Source organism: Clostridium sp. AN503 (assembly GCF_040719375.1).
Lineage (GTDB): Bacteria > Bacillota > Clostridia > Lachnospirales > Lachnospiraceae > Brotaphodocola.
In genome coordinates this window covers 1,163,238-1,184,258 of record NZ_JBFDTP010000001.1, presented here as the reverse complement: position 1 = coordinate 1,184,258, position 21,021 = coordinate 1,163,238, and the positions used below count along the sequence as shown (strand labels likewise).

Below are 21,021 nucleotides of genomic sequence, written 5' to 3'. Positions count from 1 at the left end.
GGAGCCTGACAAGCTGAAGTGATATCAGCTTGTCAGGCTCCCTGTTCTGTAATCATTTTATCCCTTTTTCCTACAGTAAAAATAATACGGCACCTCGATCATCAGCATCACGCTCCACCCAATCGCACAGGCAAACGCCACCCCATAGATCCCCATCCGCGGAGCCAAAACCCACGTAAAGACGACCCGCAGCCCAGTCTGCACAGCCGTCCCCAGCAGGGTCATCTTCATCATCCCCATGCCGCGGTAAAAACCCTGAAATCCATTGGTAAATGCGGGAAAGATATAGAAAAACGCCATGGTCCCCAGATACTGGCACCCGATCGCCACGATGGCCGCCGCACTCTCCCCCGTCACAAACATTCCCACGATCGGCTTCCGGAATATCAGCACAAACATGCAGATGCAGATCCAGTACAAAAACTCCAGTAAAAGGCCCCGGTGAAATCCCCGGTACATCCGCTCTTCCTTCTTCGCCCCCCGGTTCTGGGCCACGAAGGTAGTGATCCCGTGGGAGATGCTCTGCTCCGGTGTAAATGCAAAATCATCCACCCGGTTCACCGCATTGAAGGCTGCGATCGTATCCACGCCCAGCCCATTGACCGAACCCTGGATCAGCAGCTTGCCGATGGGCTGGCAGGATTGCTGCAGCGCCGTCACCGACCCAAACTGAAGGGTCGTTTTCAAAAGCTCCTTATCCACCTTAAATTCCCCGCGCCGCAATTGCAGAAGCGGGATCTTGTGATACACATACCAGACAGACAGCCCTGCGGACACCGCTTCCGCGATCACCGTGGTGGTGGCGGAGCAGACGATCCCGAACCCCAGATATCCGATAAAGATCAGATCCAGCACCCCGTTCAGCACGGAAGAAAACATCAAAAACTTAAGCGGCGTCTTGGAGTCCCCCACACTTTTTAACGCAGAAGCCAGCGCATTATAAAAATAGGTAAAGGGCGCGCCCAGAAAGATGATCCGCAGATAGACCGTCGTCATCTCCATCAGCTCCCCCGGCACATGCAGCGCCCGAAGAAGGGCCGGGGTAAAGACGATCCCCAGCACGATCACCGCCAGGGAAAAGTACAGCCCGAACAGTACCGCTGTGGACATCTCCCGCTTCAGCTTCTCGTACTGCTTCGCCCCGAAAAATTCGCTCATCAAAACTCCGGCGCCCATACAGATGCCGGATATCCCAAGGATCACGATATTCATCACCGGGCTTGCCATGCCCTCCGCCGCCAGGGCTTCCTTGCCGATAAAGCGCCCCGCAATGATCGAATCCACCGCATTATAAGTAAGCTGGAACAGATTTCCCAGGATCAGCGGTACAGAATACCGGATCAGATGCCTGGAAATCTTCCCTTCCGTCATATCAACTGTCGCCATGATTCCCTATGCTCCCCTCCTGCCATACATTCCTCCGAATGCATACTCCTGTCATTCCGCAGCCACATGCCGGTTCTCCATATCCTTAAGCAGGCTCTCCTTCAGCATCCAGATCAATGTCTCCCGCTCATTGGGTTCCAACGTATCCTTCCGGGCCATCATGATATGGGTCCAGAAAAATCCTTCCCTGCCGATGGATGCACAGACGCATTGGTCAGAATGGCAGACGTATTCCCATGGAGAAAATGTCAGGGCATTGCAGTTGAGGCAGGAATTGATCACAGTAAACAGGCTGGTACTGCTCTGCAGGACCCGGATATCACGGATATCCAAAGTCCGGAATATCTGGTCGCTCATCCGGCGGATCTCACGCTTCGTGCTGCACAGGATATAGGTCTGTCCCTTGAGGGACTGGGGTTCGATCCAGAACTCCCCGTCCTCCCTCCGGTGAAGGCCGGACGTGAGCGGATGCTCCTTCGGCAGCACCAGCATGATCTCCTCCTTCACCAGCGGATAACACAGGATATCCCCGTTTCTGGAATAATCCTCGTCGATCATGGTGGTGCAGGCGGCGTCCGTCTCACGCTTCTGCAAAGCGTCGATCAAGTTATTGCGGGAACTGATGGCATCGTTGATCTCCAGCTCAAAATCCGGCTTCATGGTATCCATCATCGCCATAATCGTCGGGATCAGCAGCGCGCCCCTCTGGTCTCCTATCCCAAAGCGGATCTTTCTCTGTCCTCCAGCCTTAAGCTCCCCGACACCGGCGTCATACTCCTCGATGATTCTCTGGATCAGACTAAGATACGCCCTACCTTTGACAGTAGGACGTACACCCTGGGATACCCGCTCGAAGATCGGGAATCCCAGCTGTTGTTCATATGTATGCAGAAACTGGCTCAGCCCAGGCTGGGAGACATAGAGGGACCGCGCCGCCAGGGATATGCTCCCCGTCTTCGCTATCTCTGTAAGTGTCCGAAAATCTTTTAATTCCATCTGCTCTTATACCCGCTTTTCTCTAAATAGTCTATTTAAAAAAGTATATATCATCACACGGTTAAAAGCAATGTAAAGTTCAGGCATGGAGCACATCCAGAGCATAGGGATCATCCACCAGCTGCACCCGGTCGATAAAATATAGAAGCTTCTGCAGATACTCCTCCGGCAGCTCTACCATCGGCGTATGCCCGCAGTCAAGCCAAAAAAGTTCAGATCCCTTGATCCCGTTTTTCAGCGCCTGAGCGTGGACCACCGACCGACTCTGGTCCCGGAGGCCGTGAAGGATCTGGACCGGGCACCGGATATCCCCGAGCCTGTCCCGGAAATCGCTCTCCCTCACAGAATGGGCTGCCTGGCACACAGTATCTTTCTTTAATGCCATGGCGTAATCCTCCAACTGCTGGTACATCCCCTGGGAGATCGGCATCGCATAGCATCTTGCGCTGAATGCCCGAAACAGCTCCCTGTCCGGCCATTTTTCTTCCAGCTTCTTTGGAAAATCCGGGTCGCCGTGGTTATTGGCGCTGGCTCCGGTGTCGGCGATCATAATGCCGCCAAGACGACGTTTCTTATCCCAGATCGCAGCCGCGATGGAGACCACGCCGCCCCAGGAATACCCGGCCAGGACCGTAGGCCCCAGGCGGAGCCGGTCGATCAGCTCCAGCACCCGCCTGCCGATGGCTTCCACCTCCCACGGCCCGTCAGAGTTGTTCCAGTCAATGATCGCCGACTGGCACGGGAGATAATTGGCAAACCCCGCAAATACATTCGGCGTGGTCATGGCCCCCGGAATGAACAGGACGGTGGGAAGACCGCTGTGCAATGTCCCGACATAATTCAAAGCCGTATGTTCTTTCATATCTGTCCTCACTCCTTCTCACTATGACGGCAGCCCTAAAAGCTTCGCCGGAAGCGCCTTCGCCATGTAATCTATGTGCTCCTTTGGCACGCCCTGGTCTGCAAAATACTGCATATAGGTGCGCAGGGCATCCTCCCAGCGGGGATTGGCAAGCTGGCCGCCGTCCGTGGAGATAATCATATTTTTATAGCCAATCTGCCTGTATGCCTCCAGATTTTCAGGGAGGTTTACATGAAAGCTCCCATCCGGCATCGGCTGGGCATAGTATCTGCCGATACACACGTCATAGTCCCGGACCAGACGGAGCTGCTGCTCCATGGTCATCTGCGTCACCCAGTATTCCGGGTGATCCACCAGGATGCGGTCGATCCCCATGGTCTTCGCCGTATCGATCAGCACCAGGCTTTCCTGGGCATCCAGATGTCCCGTGCCAAGCACGGCATCGTATTCCTGGATCATATTAAGGATCTCCCTTACCGGTTCCGTGACACGTCCATGCTCCACGCAAACGATCCCGTCATGAAATCCTTTCAGCTCCCGCTCATTGCGGGAATCTGTCGTAGGCATCCAGACGATCCGTGCCCCCAGCTTTAAAGCTGTCTCCACCGCCGCCGGATTGATCCCTCCCACAGGATGATTGAGCACAATGCTTCCGATCATTTCCACGCACGCTTCCGGGTACAGGCGCCGCCGCATTTCATTGCAGAGCTGTACTCTGGCGGCCGTCTGACCGTAATGCCATTTGACCACGATCGCCCTGGCCTGCACCCGCACTCCCGCCTCCATCAGCTCCATATCCGAGTAAGCGCGGGGATACAGATCCGGTTTGGCGTGAACGTGAACCTCCACCACGCCTTTTAAAGAAATATCACTCATCAGATCTCCCCCCTTACAATAAAGACGGAAGCAGCAATGTCAGCTGCGGTATAAACGCGATCAGGACAATGGTGACCGCCATGGCGATCAGATAAGGCCACACGCCTTTTACCACCTCCACAAACGGAGTCTCGCAGACAGCCGATGCCGTAAATAAGTTCATACCGAACGGCGGTGTCGCCAGTCCCACTACCAGTGTGATACAGAACGTCACACCCAGATGGATGGGGTCTGCTCCAAGCTGGAGACCGATCGGGATGATGATCGGCGCCAGGATCACCACCAGGGACAGCACCTCCATGATACATCCTGCTATCAACAGCAGCACCAGCATAAGCGCCATAAACACATACCGGTTGTTCAAATAAGGCACGATCGATCTGGCGATCATCGTCGGAATCCTGGCTGTACTCAGCAGGAACGTGAACACTGCCGCCATCGCCATGATAAACATGACCATCCCCGTGGTCGCTACCGTCCGCTTTAAGGAACGGACAATATCTGCAAATTTCATTTCCCGGTAGATAAATCCCCAGAAGATCGTGTAAAACACAGCCACGACTGCAACCTCGGTAGGTGTAAAGATCCCGGAATAAATACCTCCCAGGATGATCACCGGCAAAAACAGCGTGGGCAGCGCCTGGACAACAGAAGCCAGGACTTCCTTTGAAGTATAATGCTTCTTCGGCACATCCGCCGCAATCTTCCTGGACCGGCGTCTGCTCATGACAGAATTGGCCAGAATCATGGCAACCGCCAGCAGGATCCCCGGGATCACCGCCGCAATGAACAGATCCGGCACCGCCACGCCCATGGTAGAGCCATACACGATCATGCAGATGCTGGGCGGAATGATCGGCCCCAATGCACCAGCCGCCGACAGCATACCTCCGGTCTCACCCCGGCTGTACCCCGCATTCAGCATGGCAGGCAGCATGATGCAGCCGATCGCCGTGACCGTCGCCGGGCCGGAGCCTGTGAGCGCCGCGAAGATAGCGCAGCACACGATGGTTACCGTGCCGACCCCGCCAGTAGAATTGCCAAGCAGCTTTTCCATGCAGTTGACAAGCCGTTTCGACATGCCGCTGGACTCCATCAGATAACCGGCCAGGGTAAACATGGGGATCGCCAGCATGGTGAAGCTGTCCACACCATTTACGGAACTCTGCGCCACCACAACCATCGGCTTAAGTCCTGTCACCAACAGGAAAAACATGCCCGACAGCCCGATGGAAAATGCTACCGGCACACCAAAGGCCAGCAAAAGGGCCATAACGCCCAGAAGCAAAAGCGCCTGTGTCATACACTCACCTCCCCGCCCTTTTTCATCATCATATCCTTCAAAATATTACTTACCGTTCCAACGATCATCCCAAAACATCCCGCCGGAAGCGCCGCATATACCACGCAGGTAGGAATCCCCAGGGTGGGCGTTTTCGACTTCGCCGACACCATGATCATTGTAAAGCCATATCGGAGCAATACGATACAGGCTGTCAGCACCAGCAGTTCGATCACGATCTTATGGATCTCCTTCAGCGTTCCGCTCAGATGGTCGTTTAAAAGCGTGACCGTCGCATGGCTCCCGTCCTTCGTACAGATACTGGCCCCCAGCATGATGATCCAGATAAATGCATAGCGGGCAAACTCCTCCGTCCCTGCCATGGATGCCTGGAGGATATACCTGGTGAACACCTGCAGCGCAAGCGCAAACGTCATGGCAACCAGTAAAACAAGCGCAAGCATCTCATATAATTTGTTGATAATACTGCATATCTTATAGATCAGTCGGTACATAAAACCCTCTCCTTTTTTCTGCCGTCCCCGGCATGACAGTCCCGGTATGGCCGCAGGGACCCTCCTCCCCACGGCTCCTTGTCTCTTACTGCACGGTATCGATCAGTTTGACGATCTTGTCCAGACGGTCGGAACCGAATTTCTGTACATAGTTATCATAAACAGGCTGCACCGCCTCGCGGAAAGCCGTCTTATCCTCGATCACATTTACCGCAATCCCCCGCTCGTCCTGCATGGCCTTGAGAAGCGTCTCATTCAGAGAGATATTTTCAACACGCTGCTCGTCCCGCGCAGAGGCTGCCGCTTCCGTAAACCAGCCCTGCTCCTCCTCGCTTAAGCTCTCCCAAAGGGAACGTGAGACTGTCAGGCTGATGGGATTGTAAAGATGCTCGGTCAGGCTGATGTACTTGCAGACCTCGTAGGATTTATAGCTGTACATCGGTCCGATAGGCTGCTCCAGCCCATCGATGGTACCCTGCTGCAGACCGGTGTAGCACTCGCTGGATGCCATGGATACCGGATTGGCTCCCAGCGCGTCAAAGGTAGCCAGATAAGTCTCGTTGCCCGGAACACGGATCTTCAGGGAAGCAAAGTCCGCAGGCGATGTGATGGCCTTCTTCGTATTGATCACGCTCCGGAAACCGCCCTCCCCGTAAGCCAGGATCTTCACGTCGAACTCGTCATACAGCTTGTCAAACAGATCCCCGGTGATCTCCGCGTCATCCATGACCGCATGAGCCTGTTTCTCATTGGTAAAAATATACGGCATATCAAAAACGCAGAAATCCGGAATGCTTGAGCTGTAGCTGAAGTTAGAAATGATCGCACAATCGATCGTCCCAAGCTTCATGCCCTCGATCATAGAAGCCTCGCTGCCAAGCTGCGCATCGGAAAGAATATCGATCTGGATCTTCCCGCCTGATAATTCATTCACTTTACCGGCAAACAATTCCGCCAGCATCTGGTACGGATCGTTGGTGCTGGGATCAATATGCCCAAGCTGGATGACCCGCTCCGGCTCTACTGCCCCTGCTGCATCACCGGCTGCTGCGCCGCCCTTTTCTTCCGCTGCTGCCGCTGCGGTCGTTCCGGCCCCTGCGCTATTACCTCCGGAGGTATTCCCACCTGATGCATTTCCACATGCCGCTAAACCTGCTGCCGCCAGAATCGCCAAAGTACACCCCAAATACTTTTTCATAATTTCCTTCCTTTCTTGTATTATCAGAAAACACGGTTGTTTTTTACGTATTTATAATAACATTTATGGTAGTATGGCACAAATATGAATAATCTATCAGATGGTATAAGTAAAATCAATGGGGTATCGCCTGATCACGGCATGAAAAAATGAGAATCCCTAAAAAAATAGAATCCCACTGTGGGGATTCTCCGTCATATAAAATCGGCAGATATTTCTCTGCACTTCAATCCGCAAAGAAATATCTGCCGTTCTGTATCCTGAAACTGATCTTCCTATGGTGTTACTCAGCCAGCGTATACTCGGCCAGGTTTGGTGCGGTTATCGTCACCGGCTGTCCCGGGTTCGCATAACCTATATCGCCGTCGAGAGTCATAGTAATGGTCTCGCCCTCCACCGTCATGTCCATAGTCATCTTCATCCTGGACTTGGTGCAGTAGCCTTCCGGGTTCACGATATACTCACAGCTGATATCGCGGTAGCTGACGCTGCCATTACCCGTTATAGACTGCAGGCTGCTCATAACCTGCTGAAGCAGGCCGTTCATCTTCGTCGCATCCATCGTGAAAGACAGGATCCGGTCCTCGCCTTCCGTGCGCAGCTTCAGGTTCTGGATATACTCCAGAGAATCCACCGTCGTTCCGGCCGACTGCTTCACGGTATCCATCATCTCATTGAGCGGCATAGGGGTTTTCATCTTCTGCCCAAGCATATCCATGTAATACATGCCGTCCGCATAGTACATATTGGCCGTGATCTGCGTACCGGTCAGATCAACTGACGATCCGGCCTCTCCCGGTCCTCCGGTGCCGCCGGAAAGATTGGCATCCGTCAGAGTCATACGCATATACGTATTCATGCGCATCTGCTCCGGCGTAGTCATATTGTTCGCCTTCACGTTCATCTCCAGGCACATACCGATATGATCTCCGCCTGAGCTCATATCTACCTTGAAGTCCATATACGCGTCTGTATCCGTCATCCCGCTGCTCTTCGCTTCCATCTCCTGGTAAACGGCAACCGCATCGGCGTCATTCGCCCAGGCGGTCATGGTCAAAGCCATCGTCATACTCAATGTCACTGCTGCCAAACGTTTTAATCTCATTGCTCCGTTCCTCCTCCTGCTCTTTCAGTTAGGTCTCTGTCTGGTTTCAAAAATCCTGATGCCCGTTACAATAGTGTCCTGGCTTTATTTTAACACGTTATGGAATAAGATGGAATGGGATTTGATGGAATCTTTTATTACAATTATTACAATTATCTTAAACTGTGCTGGTATTTATCATAAATGTGTGGTAACATTAGACGTTCACCATTATTTAATCACAGAAATGAAGGAAATGTATCTATGAATTTTAAAGATTTGAAACTTTCTCCCCTGCTTTTGAAAGCACTGGAAGAAAAAGGCTATGTAACCCCATCTCCGATCCAGGAAAAGGCGATCCCTTATGTGCTGGCTGGACGGGACGTGCTGGGCTGCGCCCAGACAGGCACCGGAAAGACTGCGGCATTTGCCCTGCCCATCATACAGAACCTGATGAATCCCGACAAAAAGAAATATCCAAAGCGTGTGATCCGCTCCCTGATCCTCACTCCGACCAGGGAACTGGCATTGCAGATCGCGGAAAACTTCGATCAGTACGGTTCCCACACCTCCGTCAAATGCGCCGTCATCTTCGGCGGCGTATCCGCCAATCCCCAGATCGAATCCCTGCGGCGCGGCATCGATATCCTGGTAGCAACCCCCGGACGCCTCTACGACCTGTTCAGCCAGGGTGAGATCGATCTGACCCATGTGGAGATCTTTGTGCTGGATGAAGCGGACCGGATGCTGGATATGGGATTTATCCACGATGTGAAAAAGATCATCTCCCTGCTGCCGAAACAGAAGCAGACCCTGCTCTTTTCCGCAACCATGCCGGACGAGATCCAGGCCCTGATCGAAAAGCTGCTGCGCAATCCCGCCAGGGTAGAGGTCACCCCCGTTTCCTCCACCGTGGACACCATAGACGCCTCCCTCTACTACGTAGACAAGGAGAACAAACGGCCGCTGCTGGCCCATCTTTTGAAACAGGAAAACTTCCGTTCCACCCTCGTCTTCACCCGCACCAAGCATGGAGCCGACCGGGTGGCGAAGTTTTTGAACAAGAGCGGCATCCAGGCAGCCGCCATCCACGGGGACAAGTCCCAGGGAGCCAGGCAGACGGCCCTCAGCCATTTTAAATCCGGCGAGATCCGGGTGCTGGTGGCTACGGACATCGCAGCCAGAGGCATCGATATTGAGGAGCTTTCCTGTGTCATCAACTTCGACCTGCCCAATATCCCGGAGACCTACGTCCACCGCATCGGACGGACCGGACGGGCAGGCCTTGGCGGACGCGCTATCTCCTTCTGTGACATTTCGGAGAAGGACTATGTAAAGGATATCGAGAAGCTGACCGGAAAGAAAGTTCCTGTGATAGAAGATCACCCCTACCCCATGACCGTATTCGTGGTTCCGCCGAAGGAGACGCAGCCGCGTCCGGCGAGGACGCGCAGGGAGGCTGCGGCAGACCGCCCGCAGACAAGACCGGCAGAAACAAAAGAAAAGCCAAAGGCAAAAGCGTCGAAAAAGCCCCAGGGAAGATCGCAGACGCAACCAATCACGAAGCAGCGGCCGGGGGCTCAGTCTGGCACCAGGCGCAGGACTTCGCAATAAAGCAGCTTTACCGCACAGATAAACCACACAGCGTATGCCTCATTGCTTACACCTCACAACATCAAAGGTGCGGCAGATGGTTTCCCAATCATCCGCCGCACCTTTGTCCGTCTTCATTATAAAACTGCCGCCGCAAAATGCGGAAACTCCCCCAACTCCTGCAGCCTTTTTAATACGCAAACTTCCACATATACCGCCTCACACTCAGCGGATGGTTCCTGGCATCCGCCAGCAGGTTATTGAACACACGGATCACATTGGTATGGAACAGCGGGTCCATATACTCAGCCATGGAGCCCAGCTCGCCCATGCCGTAATCCAGCCCGTCGATCACCATGCAGCGGTTGTTGAATTTCCTGATAAAATCCAGCGCACGGTCATCTAAGTAACGGGTCCTTCCGGAGGATTTCATCATCAAAAACGCCGTGTCCTTATCGGTGATCTCAAAGGGGCCATGGAAATACTCGCCGGAATGGATCACACTGGAATTGATCCACTGCATCTCCATAAAGATACAGATGGCTTCCTGATGGGCGCTGCCCCAGGAACCGCCGCTCCCCATGGTATAGATCACAGGATCATCCTTAAACTCCCAGGCGTACTTGATCGCATAAGGGATGATCGCTTTCTTTGCATCAGCCACAATGCCGTGAAGCTTCTTCAAAGCATCCACCATCGCATCATACCCCTCATAGCCTTCGATCTGATGCAGGAATTCCACCGCCAGCTTCACAGCATAGGAGGATTTCTGGTTCTCCACAACAGAATCATCTCCAAACTCATAGTGGATCACATACCGGGCCGCCTCAGAAAGAGGGGACGGCACTTCAAAGGTCAGGCCGATGGTAGCGGCGCCCTTTTCGTTGGCAACCTTGCAGGCCTCCACGGTCTCGGCGGTATTGCCCCGCTGGGACGCCAGGATGACCACTGCATTTTCACCGATCTCCTTCGGGGTTGCATATACAAACTCATTGGAGTTGATGTAGCCCACCTTCACCTTGCGGGCCTCGCAGCTTATAAAATATTTAGCCGGGAAAAATCCCGCCAGGGAGCCGCCGCAGCCCACGAAATAGATGGTGTCGATCTGACGCTCTTTTAAAATACTGGATACGATCTCTCTTGCTTTTTCCATAACTTCCTCCTGTTTTTACGAATTGCCTGTCATTTTCGGAAAACACAACTGCTGAAAACACGCTTCAAACTCCCCCAGATCATCGATCTCTGCATCCGCCAGGCTCCGGTCAAAATCAAACCGGTCATCCTTTAAAGCGATCACTTTGATCCCGGCCCGGTGCGCCGCGGTAATGCCCACGGTAGAATCTTCGACCGCCACACAGTCCTTCGGCTCCACTCCCAGAAGTTTTGCGGTCTTTAGATAGATATCCGGGTCCGGCTTACTCCGCTTGCAGGACTCCCCGCTGACGATCAGGTCCAGATAGGGGGTGACTCCCACCTCAGTCAGGATCTCCTTCACCTTATCATAAGCCGTGGCCGACGCCACCGCCGTGCGCACCCCCTCAGCCTTCGCCCGCTTGAGGATCCTTATGACCTCCGGCCGGAAGATGTCCTTGTACCGCACCGGATACGGGTGCCAGGGTTTCCAGTTGGCCTCATAGTCCTGCCGGGTCTCCTCCCAGCCTTTTCCCTGTCCGATGACACCGGCGATCCTGGTCCACACATCCTCCTTTGTCCGGCCCACCACCTGGTACATCTGCTCCCTGGTGATCTCCGGGCGGATGGAGCGGGCATACTCCAGGACCCGCATCATGTTGTAAGGCTCGCTGTCCACGATCACCCCGTCCATGTCAAATATAAGCGCTTCCATCTTTTATCCTTTCACCGCGCCGCTGGTAAGGCCTCTCACAAACTGTTTGGACATACAGATAAACAGGATGATCAGCGGCAGAGACGCGATCACCAGGCCTGCCAGAGTGGTCGTGTAGTCAATCTTTAAATCACCCTTAAAGGTCATAAGCCCGATCGGGATCGTCTGGATCGCTTTGTTGTTTAAAAACACATTTGCAAATAAAAATTCATTCCAGACAAAGTTTAAGTTCACAATGGCGCAGGAAGCAAAGATCGGCTTGCTGATCGGGATGATGATCTTGGTAAAGATCTGCAGGCTGTTGTAGCCGTCCACCACCGCCGCCTCCTCAAGCTCCACCGGGATCGAGATAAAGTAGGAACGCATCAAAAATACCGTGAACGGAATGCGGAACGCGATGTAAGGCAGGATGACCGCCGCATAGGTATTGTAGATCTTCAGCGCCCGCAGGATCTTATAGAGGGGCACCAGTGCGATCTGCTCAGAGAGGGCCATGCCTCCCAGAACGATCACGAAGATCACCATGCTGCCCTTTGCCTTAAAACGGGTCAGGCCATATGCCAGAAGGGAGGATAAGGTCAGGATCCCGATCAGGGAAATACTGCTGACCAACAGGGAGTTGCCAAAATATTTGTATAACCCCATCTGCCACGCCTTGGCATAGTTGCCGAACTGCCAGACCTCCGGAAGGGCAAGGGAATTCTGGAACAGCTCTTTGTTGGTCTTCAATGAATTCAGAAGGATCCAGGCCAGAGGGGCAACAATAATGATGCAGATGAATACACACATCAGATTCAAAAGAATCTTTGCACTTGTCTTTTTCACTGTTCCACCTCCTAGTTCTTGCCTGAATTGGTCATCTTGATCTGAATGATGGAAAGGGTAACGGTGATCACAAAGATAAATACACCCGTTACTGCCGCCATGCCCAGATCGTCATGCAGGAACGCCTGCTGGTATAAGAACAATCCCAACACCTGCGAACTGTTGCCGGGGCCGCCGCTGGTGGTGGCATATACCTCGGTGTACAGCTTAAAAGCGCCGATGATCGTAATGATCGTACAGACCAGGAGCTGCTCCTTGGCCTGGGGGATCATGATGCTGATCGCCCTGCGCACAGGGCCTGCCCCGTCGATGGCGGCTGCCTCCAGGTAATCCTGGGGTACATTCTGGAATGCCACCACCATAAGCAGGGTGATATATCCGGTAAACTGCCACTGGCTCATTGCAATGATGCAGTAGATTGCCATTTTGGAATCACCCAGGAATCCGTAAGTGGAAAGTCCCAGGGTCTTTAACACATTGTTGATAAAGCCGATGTTCGGCTCGTAGATAAAGGTAAACATCAGGCCCACCGCCGTCAGGGAAATGAGGGCGGGCACATAATACATATTCCTGTAAATATCTTTTGCCCTGGAGCCGATGGCCTTGCTCTCAAGGACCAGCGCCAGGACCGTTCCAAATCCAACCTGTACGATCAGGGAGATCACACAATAGGCGATGTTATTTTTCAGCATGATGGGGAAAACCTCATCGCTGAAAAACCTCCGGTAATTGTCTATGCCTACAAATGTTTGGCCCGCCGAATAAGAGGATAGTCTGAAAAAACTATACACAATATTCATCAAGACTGGAATGTACACAAAAAACAACACCATAAAAACCCCTGGCAGCATGTACAGATACGGTGTACGTTTCTTTGTTTTCATACTTCACCATCCTTCTTTCCATACAGGCAGGCTTTTGATCCAAAGCCTGCCTGCCAAACTGTCTACTTTTTCCTGTTATGTCTCGTCAGCTCCCGGTTCCCACCAGGGTCTGCGCTTCTTTTGCTTTGGCCTGGATCTTCGCCATGGCCTCTTCCGGTGTGATATCTCCGTTGGTCAGGTCTGATACGGTAGTCAGATACTCGTCGCATACGGTGGAGTACAGTGCGTTATCCAGCCATGCGCTCATCGCCTTCGCATCCATAACCGCCTGATAACCGTCTAACAGCGCCTGGTCAGTCAGACCCTCCGTGGTTCCCTTCGCCGCGTTGAACCAGCCGATCTCCTGGCACTGGGCGGTACCCACTTCCTTGCCCAGGAACCATTTGAGGAATTCCACGCACTCATCCGGGTATTTTGTCTTGGAGGATACCACAAAGCCTTCCGGAACGCCCGTAAGGATATCCTGGTTTCCTTTCGCGCCCTCCACCTTCGGGAAGTTGAACATACCGAATTCCATCTCCGCGTTGTCTGCCTTGATGTAGGGGATCTCGATCAGCTCCGCATAGTACATAGCCGCCATCTCCATCACGAAATTGGTTCTGCCCATGTCAGGCTTCACGCCGTTGGGATTCTCAGTCATATACGGCAGCAGCGCCTGGTAATGTTTGAGCGCCTCCACATAACCCGGATCTGTAAACTCACCGCTGGTAGGATTGTAGTCCTTCGCACGCACCTCATCAGGAACAAAGATCTGGTTTAAGGTTCCGATATAGTGGGATGCCGACCACGGTTCCTGGTTGCCGTACCCGATCGGGGTAATGCCTGCCGCCTTCAGGGTCTCACATACATTGATAAACTCATCCCAGGTCTTCGGCACTTCCAGATTGTTCTCATCAAAGATCTTCTTGTTGTAGAAGAACAGTTTGCAGTCCAGACGGAACGGGATGCCATAGAGCATACCGTCGCTGTTGACATACTGCTCGATCTGGGATTCGATCAGGGAATCCTTCCACTCCGGGTCTGCCTCCATATACGGAGTCAGGTCCAGGATCAGGCCCTCGCGGATAAACCGCTCCGTAAAGTCGCCCACCCAGCTGAAGAAGATATCCGGGGTGTCGTCTCCGCCTACCACGATCTTGATCTTCTCCTTGTACTCCTGGTTCTGGGCGCTGGTGATCTCAAACTTAATGTCCGGATGCAGCGCCTCATACTCATGAAGCTTGCCCTCGATAAAGCTGTTGTACGGCTCATCCGGGAAGCGGTGCATGAACTTGATCACCTTCTGCTCCCCAGAGGCCGCCTGGTTCCCGGCTGCCTGTGTCCCTGCCGCCGCAGTCCCCCCATTGCCTCCTGCTGCCGGCTCAGAGCTGCCGCCTCCACAGGCCGCAGCAGATAAGACCATCATACCTGCCAATACGCTGCATAACGCTTTTTTCCAAAATCTCTTTTTCATAATACTCTCCTTTCCTTGCTTGTGGCCTCTCACCCAGAGAAGTCCATGGTTTACATATTCATCACACCCAGATCATCTTCCGTCAGCTCCACCTCTTTGCCGAAACCAAAGGACCCGTCCCGCTGGCATTGTTTAGAGGAAAATACTGCCGCACGGTACAGACTGATCTGAATTAATATGTCTTTGTAAGCTTCCGCCGTGACGACCCCCCGGTTCCCGGATGCCTCACCAAAATCCACCGCCGTCCGGATCCCGTCCAGATAATTGATCAGGAAACACGCGATAAAGGAATCCCCTGCCCCCATGGTATCCTTCGCTTTCACCAGACAGGGCGACTGTTCATAGATCCTGCCGTCCACCATCACATAAGCGCCCTTAGAGCCTCTGGTGGCGATCACGATGTGCCGGCACCCCAACTCCATGATCCGGGCCATCCGCCTCTGGATCTCGTCCTCCGGCATGTCCCCGCAGGAGATCTCCGCACAGTCGATATACGGACAGCACCGTTTCAGATAATCTTCCTCATACCGGTCGGAAAAATCCATTGACACGAAGGATGCCGCCCCGCGGATCTTTGGAAGCTCCGCCTCCATAAAGCTGTATACGCTGGTATGTATCAGGTCATAGCCGGAGATGTACTCCTCGTCGATCTTTGTGAGCACCGGCGGTTTCTCTCTGGAAATGCCGCCCCGGTTGCCCTGTAAGAATACCCGGTCCCCATCTACAAGCTGGACCCTGGCACATCCGTTGGGGCCTTCCTCCAGCCGGCAGTGGGACAGATCCAGCCCCAGCCCCTTTACCACGGAATACACATGCTGCCCAACCTCGTCGTCGCCAAAGGTTCCGAGATAAGCCGCCTCCGCGCCGAACAGCTTTCCAAACACCGCGATGTTCAAAGCGTTTCCGCCGGGGTAAATGGTTTTTGTATGAAGATACTTATCACACACGTTATCGCCGATTCCAAGAACCTTGATCATGATCCCCCTCCACTCTGTTTTATCTGATTTGACCTGTTTCATTGTGCTTCTATTAATGTATTTTTAATGTTCTATTTTGTTATATCACATTTGCTACAATTAATCAAGCATTTGTTATGTAAATTTATAATATTTTTTTTGGAACTACTGTTGGTTCTATTTTTTCAACAGTGTACATTGTAATAATAACCAATTATTTTCCCTCAAAAAGTCTATTCATTTGTCAGTTTTGGGCAATAAAACAGAGCGTTGCACTGCGTCAACGCTCTGTTTGAATTGTTATATATATTGTTTATTGTAATACGGAATACAATTGCCGGATGCTCTGTTCCACCGATCCGGATGGGTCCATGAAATACCGGCCATCGGTGATCTCCAGCGACAGATATCCTCCATACCCTGCTGCATCGAATTCCGCTAAATACTGCTGCATATCCAGGATGCCGTCGCCCCATGCCAGATGGCCCCGCGGCGCGCCGTCGATAAAATGTACGTGTACCAGTTTCTCTCCCAGCGCCTCCAGATACCTGGCCGGGGTCTCCCCTGCTAACGCCATGGGAATGGTGTCGATCATGCCGCCGATGGACGGATGGTCAAGCTCCTCAAGCATCTTCCGAAGCGTGGGCAGATCATACACCAGATTGCTCTCATCCCGCCGGAGTACCTCAAGAGCCAGCGTCACTCCATAGTGCGCTGCCAGCTCCCCTAGGCCGTGCAGATTCTCCGCCGCATGCTTCCATGCCTCATCCCGGTCACTTCCGTCAAAATATCCAGTCCCTGAAGTGACCAGCACTTTACTGCATCCCAGCTCTCCAGCCGCCCGGATGTTGTCCTCAAAGAATTTCACACTCCTCGTCCGGGCCTCCGCCGTGGGCGCAGCTATATTGACCGGATACACGCACTGTTCCGGCGTAAAGCAGACAAGCTTCAGTCCCCGCGAATCAATCTCCCTGCGAACGCCGCTCACCTGGCGGTAGGTCATATCCTCCAGATGAAAATGCGGCGCGGCACCCCAAAGCTCCACGTTCTTCACCTCATATTTCACCGCATCGTCCAGAAACCGCGTCAAGGGAAAATACTTGTACTGGATGTTCATGACGGCGATCTGATCCCTGTTTATTCTGTTCATTCGGTCTTCCCCATACTGTTGGTCAGTATCTTATACTCATAGCGATCCGCGTTGATGATCTCCTTTCCGCTGTATACTGCCCTGCCCGATGTGTCATAGGCCACATCCTTCGACATGATCAGTGCGTCGTTCTCCTTCACGCCCAGATGCTTCGCCTCCTCACGGGTGGCATAACATACGCCGATGGTCTTAGACCCCCTGGTCAGCACGATACCATGGCGCAGCAGGATCTCATGAAGGGAACCGTTCAGATCCTCAGCCAGCAGAAAAGCAAACTCCTTTGGAAAATGGTTCTCCTCCAGGATCACCGGCACGTCATTGCAGAAACGGAGCCTCCGGATACGGATAAGTTTATCATCATCCTCAATCTCCAGACGCTTCAGATCGGAAGGCCGCGCCTTCACCAGCTCCGCAGACAAAAACTGTGTACCCGCTTTATTGCCCTGCATCTCACAGCTCTGGGAAAATCCCATAAACGCGTTCAAACTCCTGGTTACCTTTTTGTCGGACACGAAGGTGCCGATCCTCTGCTTCCGCACCAGGATCTCCTCATCCACCAGCAGCTCCAGCGCCTTGCGGATGGTGATCCGGCTCACCTTGTAAGCCTCACTCAGCTCGTGCTCCGTTGGAATCCGGCTGTTTGCCTTCACTTCGCCGCTCTCTATCTTGGATTTGATATCATCCGCTATCTGAAGATATAATGGCACCGCCGTGTCTCTTGTTATTTCCGACATATTACCCTCCCCTGGCATTACAAATTTGCGCAATATTGTCCTATATCATCACTTTATATAGAACATATGGATACTATATTAATACCATAATGATATCACAAGAAGGCGTAATATGCTACGATAAGTTGCATTTTATATACTTATATGCTTAATAATCAAGCCTTCTGTAATATCTCCTTATGGCCAGGGGATGTCTTCTGCAGTGCTCCAGATGCACATTCACTCTCTGGAACGCAGAGCGCATCATGATCGGCCCCAGCATACCGCGGAACTCATCGCTGATCCCGTTTAACTTGAATTTGGCCGTATCAAATACGATAACCTTTGCGCTGATGGTGTTGACGAACTTCTCCGCCCGGTCCATCTGCGGCCTGGTGGCGTCCTCTCCCTTGATCAGGATCACCGGGATATCCCGCTCGATCACCTCCAGCGTGCCGTGGAAGAAGTTGGCTGCGGAGATCGGCCTGGTGCGCATCCACTGCATTTCCTCCATGATGCACATGCCATAGCAGGTCGCCCAGTCCTCTAAGTTGCCGGAACCGATCAGATAGGTCAGCGGCTCGTCGCAGTATTGTTCCGCATAAGCTTTGGCGTCTTCATCCGCATCCTTGTAGATCTGCACCACATTGTCAGGCATATGTACGATCTCTTTGAAGAACTGGTCGTATTTGTCGAACTGGCCCGCATTCTTTAAGAAGCGCAGGGTCACAGTGTACCAGAAATAGTAGCCGCCGCCCACGGTAGTCACCAGATAATCGCTCTTCTCATACAGAGGAGTCCCCTCCTTCTCCACATAGCCGATGACCCGTGCGCCCACCTCATGGGCCTTGTCCACAGCCTCAACCACTTCCTTGGTGTCACCGGAGATAGATTCGATCACCACAACAGAATCCTTGTCAAAGAAAGGATTGCCCACCAGATTAAAATCCGCTGCATTCTCAATAAAAAGCGGCAGCCTGGATCCAAGCTGTTTTGCAATGTGCATCATCTGATTTGCATACAGCACGGTCCCGCCGATACCGATGTAGAAGATGTTGGAATAGCCGTCCGCGCAGACCTTATCCACATACTCCTCAACCTTTGGAATGATATCCACCCCGTTCTGATGCTCCTGTCTCACCTTTGCCTCGTCAAAATTAAACATAGTGTTCCTCCTCATATATATTATAAATTTTTATAGCTACCGCTTTCCTATACTTCCAGGCGTTTTTCAAAATGCCCGATGATCATATCCGGCGACATGATCTGGACAAAAGCTTCCGGATCCTCCTCCCGGATCAGCTTCTTAAGGGACCTCAGCTCATATTTATTGATAACGACCATGTGGATCACCTCATCCTGACGGCTGTATTCGCCCCAGCCCTTCCAACTGGTCACTCCCCGGTAGAGCAGGTGGTTGATCTTCTCTCCCAGCTGCCGGTTCCTGGTAACGATAAAGGCCGAAACCTTGATATTCTGATAATGCACCCGGTCCACCATAATGCTGGAAGCCAGGCAGAATACCATCGAGTAAGCCGCAACGTCAAAATCATAACGCATGGCAGCTACAAAATAGATAAAGAGATTTATGAGCACGCTGATCTTCCCCACGCTGAAATCAGGAGAAGCCTTGGCACAGCACATGCCGACCACATCCGTGCCGCCTCCGGAACCGCCCGCTCTCAGGGTGATCCCCACTCCGTAACCGGACAGGGCGCCGCCGATAATACAATTAAGAAGCATATCGTCCAGCAGCGGCTTTTCCGGCGCCGGGATCAGCGCCATGAGCGCCGACTGGATACAGACGGCGATGAGGGTACGTATCAAAAACCGCTTACCGATATACCGGTATCCCACACAGAACAGCGGAATATTGATACACCAGAAGATAACGCCCGTCAGATCCACCCCCGCCGGCTCAGGAATCCCGATAAATTCTGTTAAAACCAGCTTGATGAGCTGCGATATCCCCGTAAATCCTCCGCTGTACAGCCCCACCGGGTACAAGAACCACCGGTAGGCCACCGCAAAGAATACTACGCCCAGGATCGCCCAAAACATATTGTAGGACTCTTTTTGAATGTTTTTTCTCATAATTTTTCCTGTTATCTTATTCTCATATTAATTGGTACACCCTAAACTTCCTGTGCTTTCTTTGTTTGTGTTTTTATTTATATAATACAATATATAACAATTAATTTCGATTGTCAATCATTTTATAGAACATTTCAAATCAATATTAAACATTTCAATTTCAATATGTATACTTACATTTTACCACATATGAATATTATATTGACATTTTGTATGTTATGTTATATTATGTTATATACAAACAACCATTTTAAGGAGGGTTATTATGAACGTAAAAGAGATCGTAGCTGCCATCAAGGCAGACAAACCAGAAATTAAATCCGTATATTTTGTAGGATGCGGAGCCTCTCAGGCTGATCTGTATCCCGGACAGTATTTTCTGACAGCAAACGCAAAGAAGCTCAGAACCAGCCTCCACACAGCCAATGAGTTCTTATACTCCACCCCGGCTGCCGTAGGCCCCGACTCCATTGTTGTCACCTGTTCCTTGAGCGGCGGCACCCCCGAGACCGTGGCTGCTGCCAAAAAAGCCATGGAACTGGGCGCTGAAGTGATCGCCGTGACCATCGACGCCGACTCCGCTCTGGCAAAAGCCGCCAAATACCAGATCATCCACGGATTTGCAAAGGATTACGCCGCAAAGATGGAGAAGATGACCAACGTGGTAGACTTAGCCTGCGAGATCCTCAATACATATGAGGGCTACGAGCACTACGGCGACATGCAGGACGGCTTCGCAAAGATCTATGACCTGATCAATGATTCCGTCAAGACCCTGCTGCCCCGGGCGCAGGCATTTGGAAAAGAATACAAAGATATGCCGATATTATATGTGATGAGTTCCGGCGCAACCGCCATGGTGGCATACTCCTTCTCCATGTTCCTGATGATGGAGATGCAGTGGGTTCCGTCCAGTTCCTTCAACTGCGGCGAGTTCTTCCACGGCCCGTTTGAGATGGCAGAAAAGGACGTGCCGTACCTGCTGCTGATGAACGACGGCCCCACCCGCCCCATGGACGCAAGAGCCATGACCTTCCTCCAGAGATTCGACACCAAGCTGACGGTCGTGGACGCCAAGGACTTCGGCCTGTCCTCCGTCATCAAGTCCTCTGTTGTGGAGTACTTTAACCCGATGCTGCTGTGCGGCGTACTGCGCATGTATGCAGAGCAGGTGGCGTTGGAGCGGAACCATCCGCTGACCGTGAGACGGTATATGTGGAAGCTGGAGTATTGATCCGCACCACCACAAAAAGCGGCCGTCAGACTGTACCTAAGGCACAGCCTGACGGCCGCTTTCTATTTTGTAAA

General features: G+C 52.4%; 20 protein-coding genes. 2 read left to right on the top strand and 18 right to left on the bottom strand.

Annotation, left to right across the window (positions count from 1 at the left end):
- Positions 1–57: 57 nt before the first annotated feature.
- The 8 genes from AB1I67_RS05385 to AB1I67_RS05350 all read right to left on the bottom strand — a co-directional run bounded on the left by AB1I67_RS05385 (position 58) and on the right by AB1I67_RS05350 (position 8,220).
- Positions 58–1,386, bottom strand: a complete 1,329-nt coding sequence (locus AB1I67_RS05385; protein ID WP_367028777.1) for an MATE family efflux transporter — start codon at positions 1,384–1,386, stop codon at positions 58–60.
- 51 nt (positions 1,387–1,437) lie between these two features.
- Positions 1,438–2,382 (bottom strand): LysR family transcriptional regulator, encoded by a 945-nt coding sequence (locus tag AB1I67_RS05380; RefSeq protein ID WP_367028776.1) that lies wholly within the window; start codon positions 2,380–2,382, stop codon positions 1,438–1,440.
- 79 nt (positions 2,383–2,461) lie between these two features.
- Complete coding sequence (locus AB1I67_RS05375; RefSeq protein WP_367028775.1) at positions 2,462–3,244, bottom strand: alpha/beta hydrolase; 783 nt, start codon at positions 3,242–3,244, stop codon at positions 2,462–2,464.
- Positions 3,245–3,265: 21 nt separating this feature from the next.
- Positions 3,266–4,120: a DUF6282 family protein gene (locus tag AB1I67_RS05370; protein ID WP_367028774.1), complete on the bottom strand. Its 855-nt coding sequence runs from the start codon at positions 4,118–4,120 to the stop codon at positions 3,266–3,268.
- A 13-nt stretch (positions 4,121–4,133) separates the two neighbouring features.
- The gene (locus tag AB1I67_RS05365) at positions 4,134–5,423 is read right to left on the bottom strand and encodes a TRAP transporter large permease (protein WP_367028773.1); all 1,290 of its coding nucleotides are present in this window, start codon (positions 5,421–5,423) and stop codon (positions 4,134–4,136) included.
- The gene (locus AB1I67_RS05360) at positions 5,420–5,917 is read right to left on the bottom strand and encodes a TRAP transporter small permease (protein ID WP_367028772.1); all 498 of its coding nucleotides are present in this window, start codon (positions 5,915–5,917) and stop codon (positions 5,420–5,422) included. The genes AB1I67_RS05365 and AB1I67_RS05360 overlap by 4 nt, the downstream gene beginning before the upstream one ends.
- 85 nt (positions 5,918–6,002) lie before the next feature.
- Positions 6,003–7,115, bottom strand: coding sequence for a TRAP transporter substrate-binding protein (locus tag AB1I67_RS05355; protein WP_367028771.1), 1,113 nt, complete (start codon positions 7,113–7,115; stop codon positions 6,003–6,005).
- A gap of 283 nt (positions 7,116–7,398) precedes the next feature.
- On the bottom strand, positions 7,399–8,220 hold the full coding sequence (locus tag AB1I67_RS05350; RefSeq protein WP_367028770.1) for a DUF6612 family protein: 822 nt from the start codon (positions 8,218–8,220) through the stop codon (positions 7,399–7,401).
- A 243-nt stretch (positions 8,221–8,463) separates the two neighbouring features.
- On the opposite strand from AB1I67_RS05350, the gene AB1I67_RS05345 reads away from it, so the two are divergent.
- A complete protein-coding gene (locus tag AB1I67_RS05345; protein ID WP_367028769.1) occupies positions 8,464–9,813 on the top strand; it encodes a DEAD/DEAH box helicase in 1,350 nt (449 codons plus the stop codon).
- A 169-nt stretch (positions 9,814–9,982) separates the two neighbouring features.
- On the opposite strand, the gene AB1I67_RS05340 is transcribed toward AB1I67_RS05345, so the two are convergent.
- The 10 genes from AB1I67_RS05340 to AB1I67_RS05295 all read right to left on the bottom strand — a co-directional run bounded on the left by AB1I67_RS05340 (position 9,983) and on the right by AB1I67_RS05295 (position 19,713).
- A complete protein-coding gene (locus AB1I67_RS05340; protein WP_367028768.1) occupies positions 9,983–10,945 on the bottom strand; it encodes an SIS domain-containing protein in 963 nt (320 codons plus the stop codon).
- A gap of 15 nt (positions 10,946–10,960) precedes the next feature.
- The gene (locus AB1I67_RS05335) at positions 10,961–11,638 is read right to left on the bottom strand and encodes an HAD family phosphatase (protein WP_367028767.1); all 678 of its coding nucleotides are present in this window, start codon (positions 11,636–11,638) and stop codon (positions 10,961–10,963) included.
- Between the two features lie 3 nt (positions 11,639–11,641).
- On the bottom strand, positions 11,642–12,463 hold the full coding sequence (locus AB1I67_RS05330; RefSeq protein ID WP_367028766.1) for a carbohydrate ABC transporter permease: 822 nt from the start codon (positions 12,461–12,463) through the stop codon (positions 11,642–11,644).
- Between the two features lie 11 nt (positions 12,464–12,474).
- Positions 12,475–13,155: a sugar ABC transporter permease gene (locus tag AB1I67_RS05325; RefSeq protein ID WP_367028765.1), complete on the bottom strand. Its 681-nt coding sequence runs from the start codon at positions 13,153–13,155 to the stop codon at positions 12,475–12,477.
- Positions 13,156–13,432: 277 nt separating this feature from the next.
- Positions 13,433–14,800 carry an extracellular solute-binding protein gene (locus tag AB1I67_RS05320; RefSeq protein WP_367028764.1) on the bottom strand — a complete coding sequence of 456 codons (1,368 nt, stop codon included), beginning with the start codon at positions 14,798–14,800 and terminating at the stop codon, positions 13,433–13,435.
- Positions 14,801–14,850: 50 nt separating this feature from the next.
- On the bottom strand, positions 14,851–15,777 hold the full coding sequence (locus AB1I67_RS05315) for a PfkB family carbohydrate kinase (RefSeq protein ID WP_367028763.1): 927 nt from the start codon (positions 15,775–15,777) through the stop codon (positions 14,851–14,853).
- 292 nt (positions 15,778–16,069) lie between these two features.
- Positions 16,070–16,906: a sugar phosphate isomerase/epimerase family protein gene (locus AB1I67_RS05310; protein ID WP_367028762.1), complete on the bottom strand. Its 837-nt coding sequence runs from the start codon at positions 16,904–16,906 to the stop codon at positions 16,070–16,072.
- Positions 16,903–17,640: a GntR family transcriptional regulator gene (locus tag AB1I67_RS05305; protein ID WP_367028761.1), complete on the bottom strand. Its 738-nt coding sequence runs from the start codon at positions 17,638–17,640 to the stop codon at positions 16,903–16,905. The genes AB1I67_RS05310 and AB1I67_RS05305 overlap by 4 nt, the downstream gene beginning before the upstream one ends.
- Before the next feature lie 148 nt (positions 17,641–17,788).
- Entirely contained in the window at positions 17,789–18,784 is a 996-nt protein-coding gene (locus tag AB1I67_RS05300) for an SIS domain-containing protein (RefSeq protein WP_367028760.1), read from the bottom strand.
- Positions 18,785–18,831: 47 nt separating this feature from the next.
- Entirely contained in the window at positions 18,832–19,713 is an 882-nt protein-coding gene (locus tag AB1I67_RS05295) for a YitT family protein (protein ID WP_367028759.1), read from the bottom strand.
- 265 nt (positions 19,714–19,978) lie between these two features.
- On the opposite strand from AB1I67_RS05295, the gene AB1I67_RS05290 reads away from it, so the two are divergent.
- Complete coding sequence (locus AB1I67_RS05290; RefSeq protein WP_367028758.1) at positions 19,979–20,947, top strand: SIS domain-containing protein; 969 nt, start codon at positions 19,979–19,981, stop codon at positions 20,945–20,947.
- Positions 20,948–21,021: the final 74 nt, after the last annotated feature.

Coding starts and splice junctions, on each gene's coding strand:
- AB1I67_RS05305 (WP_367028761.1), bottom strand. CDS start 17,640: ATGTCGGAAATAACAAGAGACACGGCGGTGCCATTATATCTTCAGATA.
- AB1I67_RS05365 (WP_367028773.1), bottom strand. CDS start 5,423: ATGACACAGGCGCTTTTGCTTCTGGGCGTTATGGCCCTTTTGCTGGCC.
- AB1I67_RS05290 (WP_367028758.1), top strand. CDS start 19,979: ATGAACGTAAAAGAGATCGTAGCTGCCATCAAGGCAGACAAACCAGAA.
- AB1I67_RS05360 (WP_367028772.1), bottom strand. CDS start 5,917: ATGTACCGACTGATCTATAAGATATGCAGTATTATCAACAAATTATAT.
- AB1I67_RS05370 (WP_367028774.1), bottom strand. CDS start 4,120: ATGAGTGATATTTCTTTAAAAGGCGTGGTGGAGGTTCACGTTCACGCC.
- AB1I67_RS05350 (WP_367028770.1), bottom strand. CDS start 8,220: ATGAGATTAAAACGTTTGGCAGCAGTGACATTGAGTATGACGATGGCT.
- AB1I67_RS05335 (WP_367028767.1), bottom strand. CDS start 11,638: ATGGAAGCGCTTATATTTGACATGGACGGGGTGATCGTGGACAGCGAG.
- AB1I67_RS05310 (WP_367028762.1), bottom strand. CDS start 16,906: ATGAACAGAATAAACAGGGATCAGATCGCCGTCATGAACATCCAGTAC.
- AB1I67_RS05315 (WP_367028763.1), bottom strand. CDS start 15,777: ATGATCAAGGTTCTTGGAATCGGCGATAACGTGTGTGATAAGTATCTT.
- AB1I67_RS05295 (WP_367028759.1), bottom strand. CDS start 19,713: ATGAGAAAAAACATTCAAAAAGAGTCCTACAATATGTTTTGGGCGATC.
- AB1I67_RS05375 (WP_367028775.1), bottom strand. CDS start 3,244: ATGAAAGAACATACGGCTTTGAATTATGTCGGGACATTGCACAGCGGT.
- AB1I67_RS05300 (WP_367028760.1), bottom strand. CDS start 18,784: ATGTTTAATTTTGACGAGGCAAAGGTGAGACAGGAGCATCAGAACGGG.
- AB1I67_RS05385 (WP_367028777.1), bottom strand. CDS start 1,386: ATGGCGACAGTTGATATGACGGAAGGGAAGATTTCCAGGCATCTGATC.
- AB1I67_RS05320 (WP_367028764.1), bottom strand. CDS start 14,800: ATGAAAAAGAGATTTTGGAAAAAAGCGTTATGCAGCGTATTGGCAGGT.
- AB1I67_RS05345 (WP_367028769.1), top strand. CDS start 8,464: ATGAATTTTAAAGATTTGAAACTTTCTCCCCTGCTTTTGAAAGCACTG.
- AB1I67_RS05340 (WP_367028768.1), bottom strand. CDS start 10,945: ATGGAAAAAGCAAGAGAGATCGTATCCAGTATTTTAAAAGAGCGTCAG.
- AB1I67_RS05355 (WP_367028771.1), bottom strand. CDS start 7,115: ATGAAAAAGTATTTGGGGTGTACTTTGGCGATTCTGGCGGCAGCAGGT.
- AB1I67_RS05325 (WP_367028765.1), bottom strand. CDS start 13,155: ATGCTGAAAAATAACATCGCCTATTGTGTGATCTCCCTGATCGTACAG.
- AB1I67_RS05380 (WP_367028776.1), bottom strand. CDS start 2,382: ATGGAATTAAAAGATTTTCGGACACTTACAGAGATAGCGAAGACGGGG.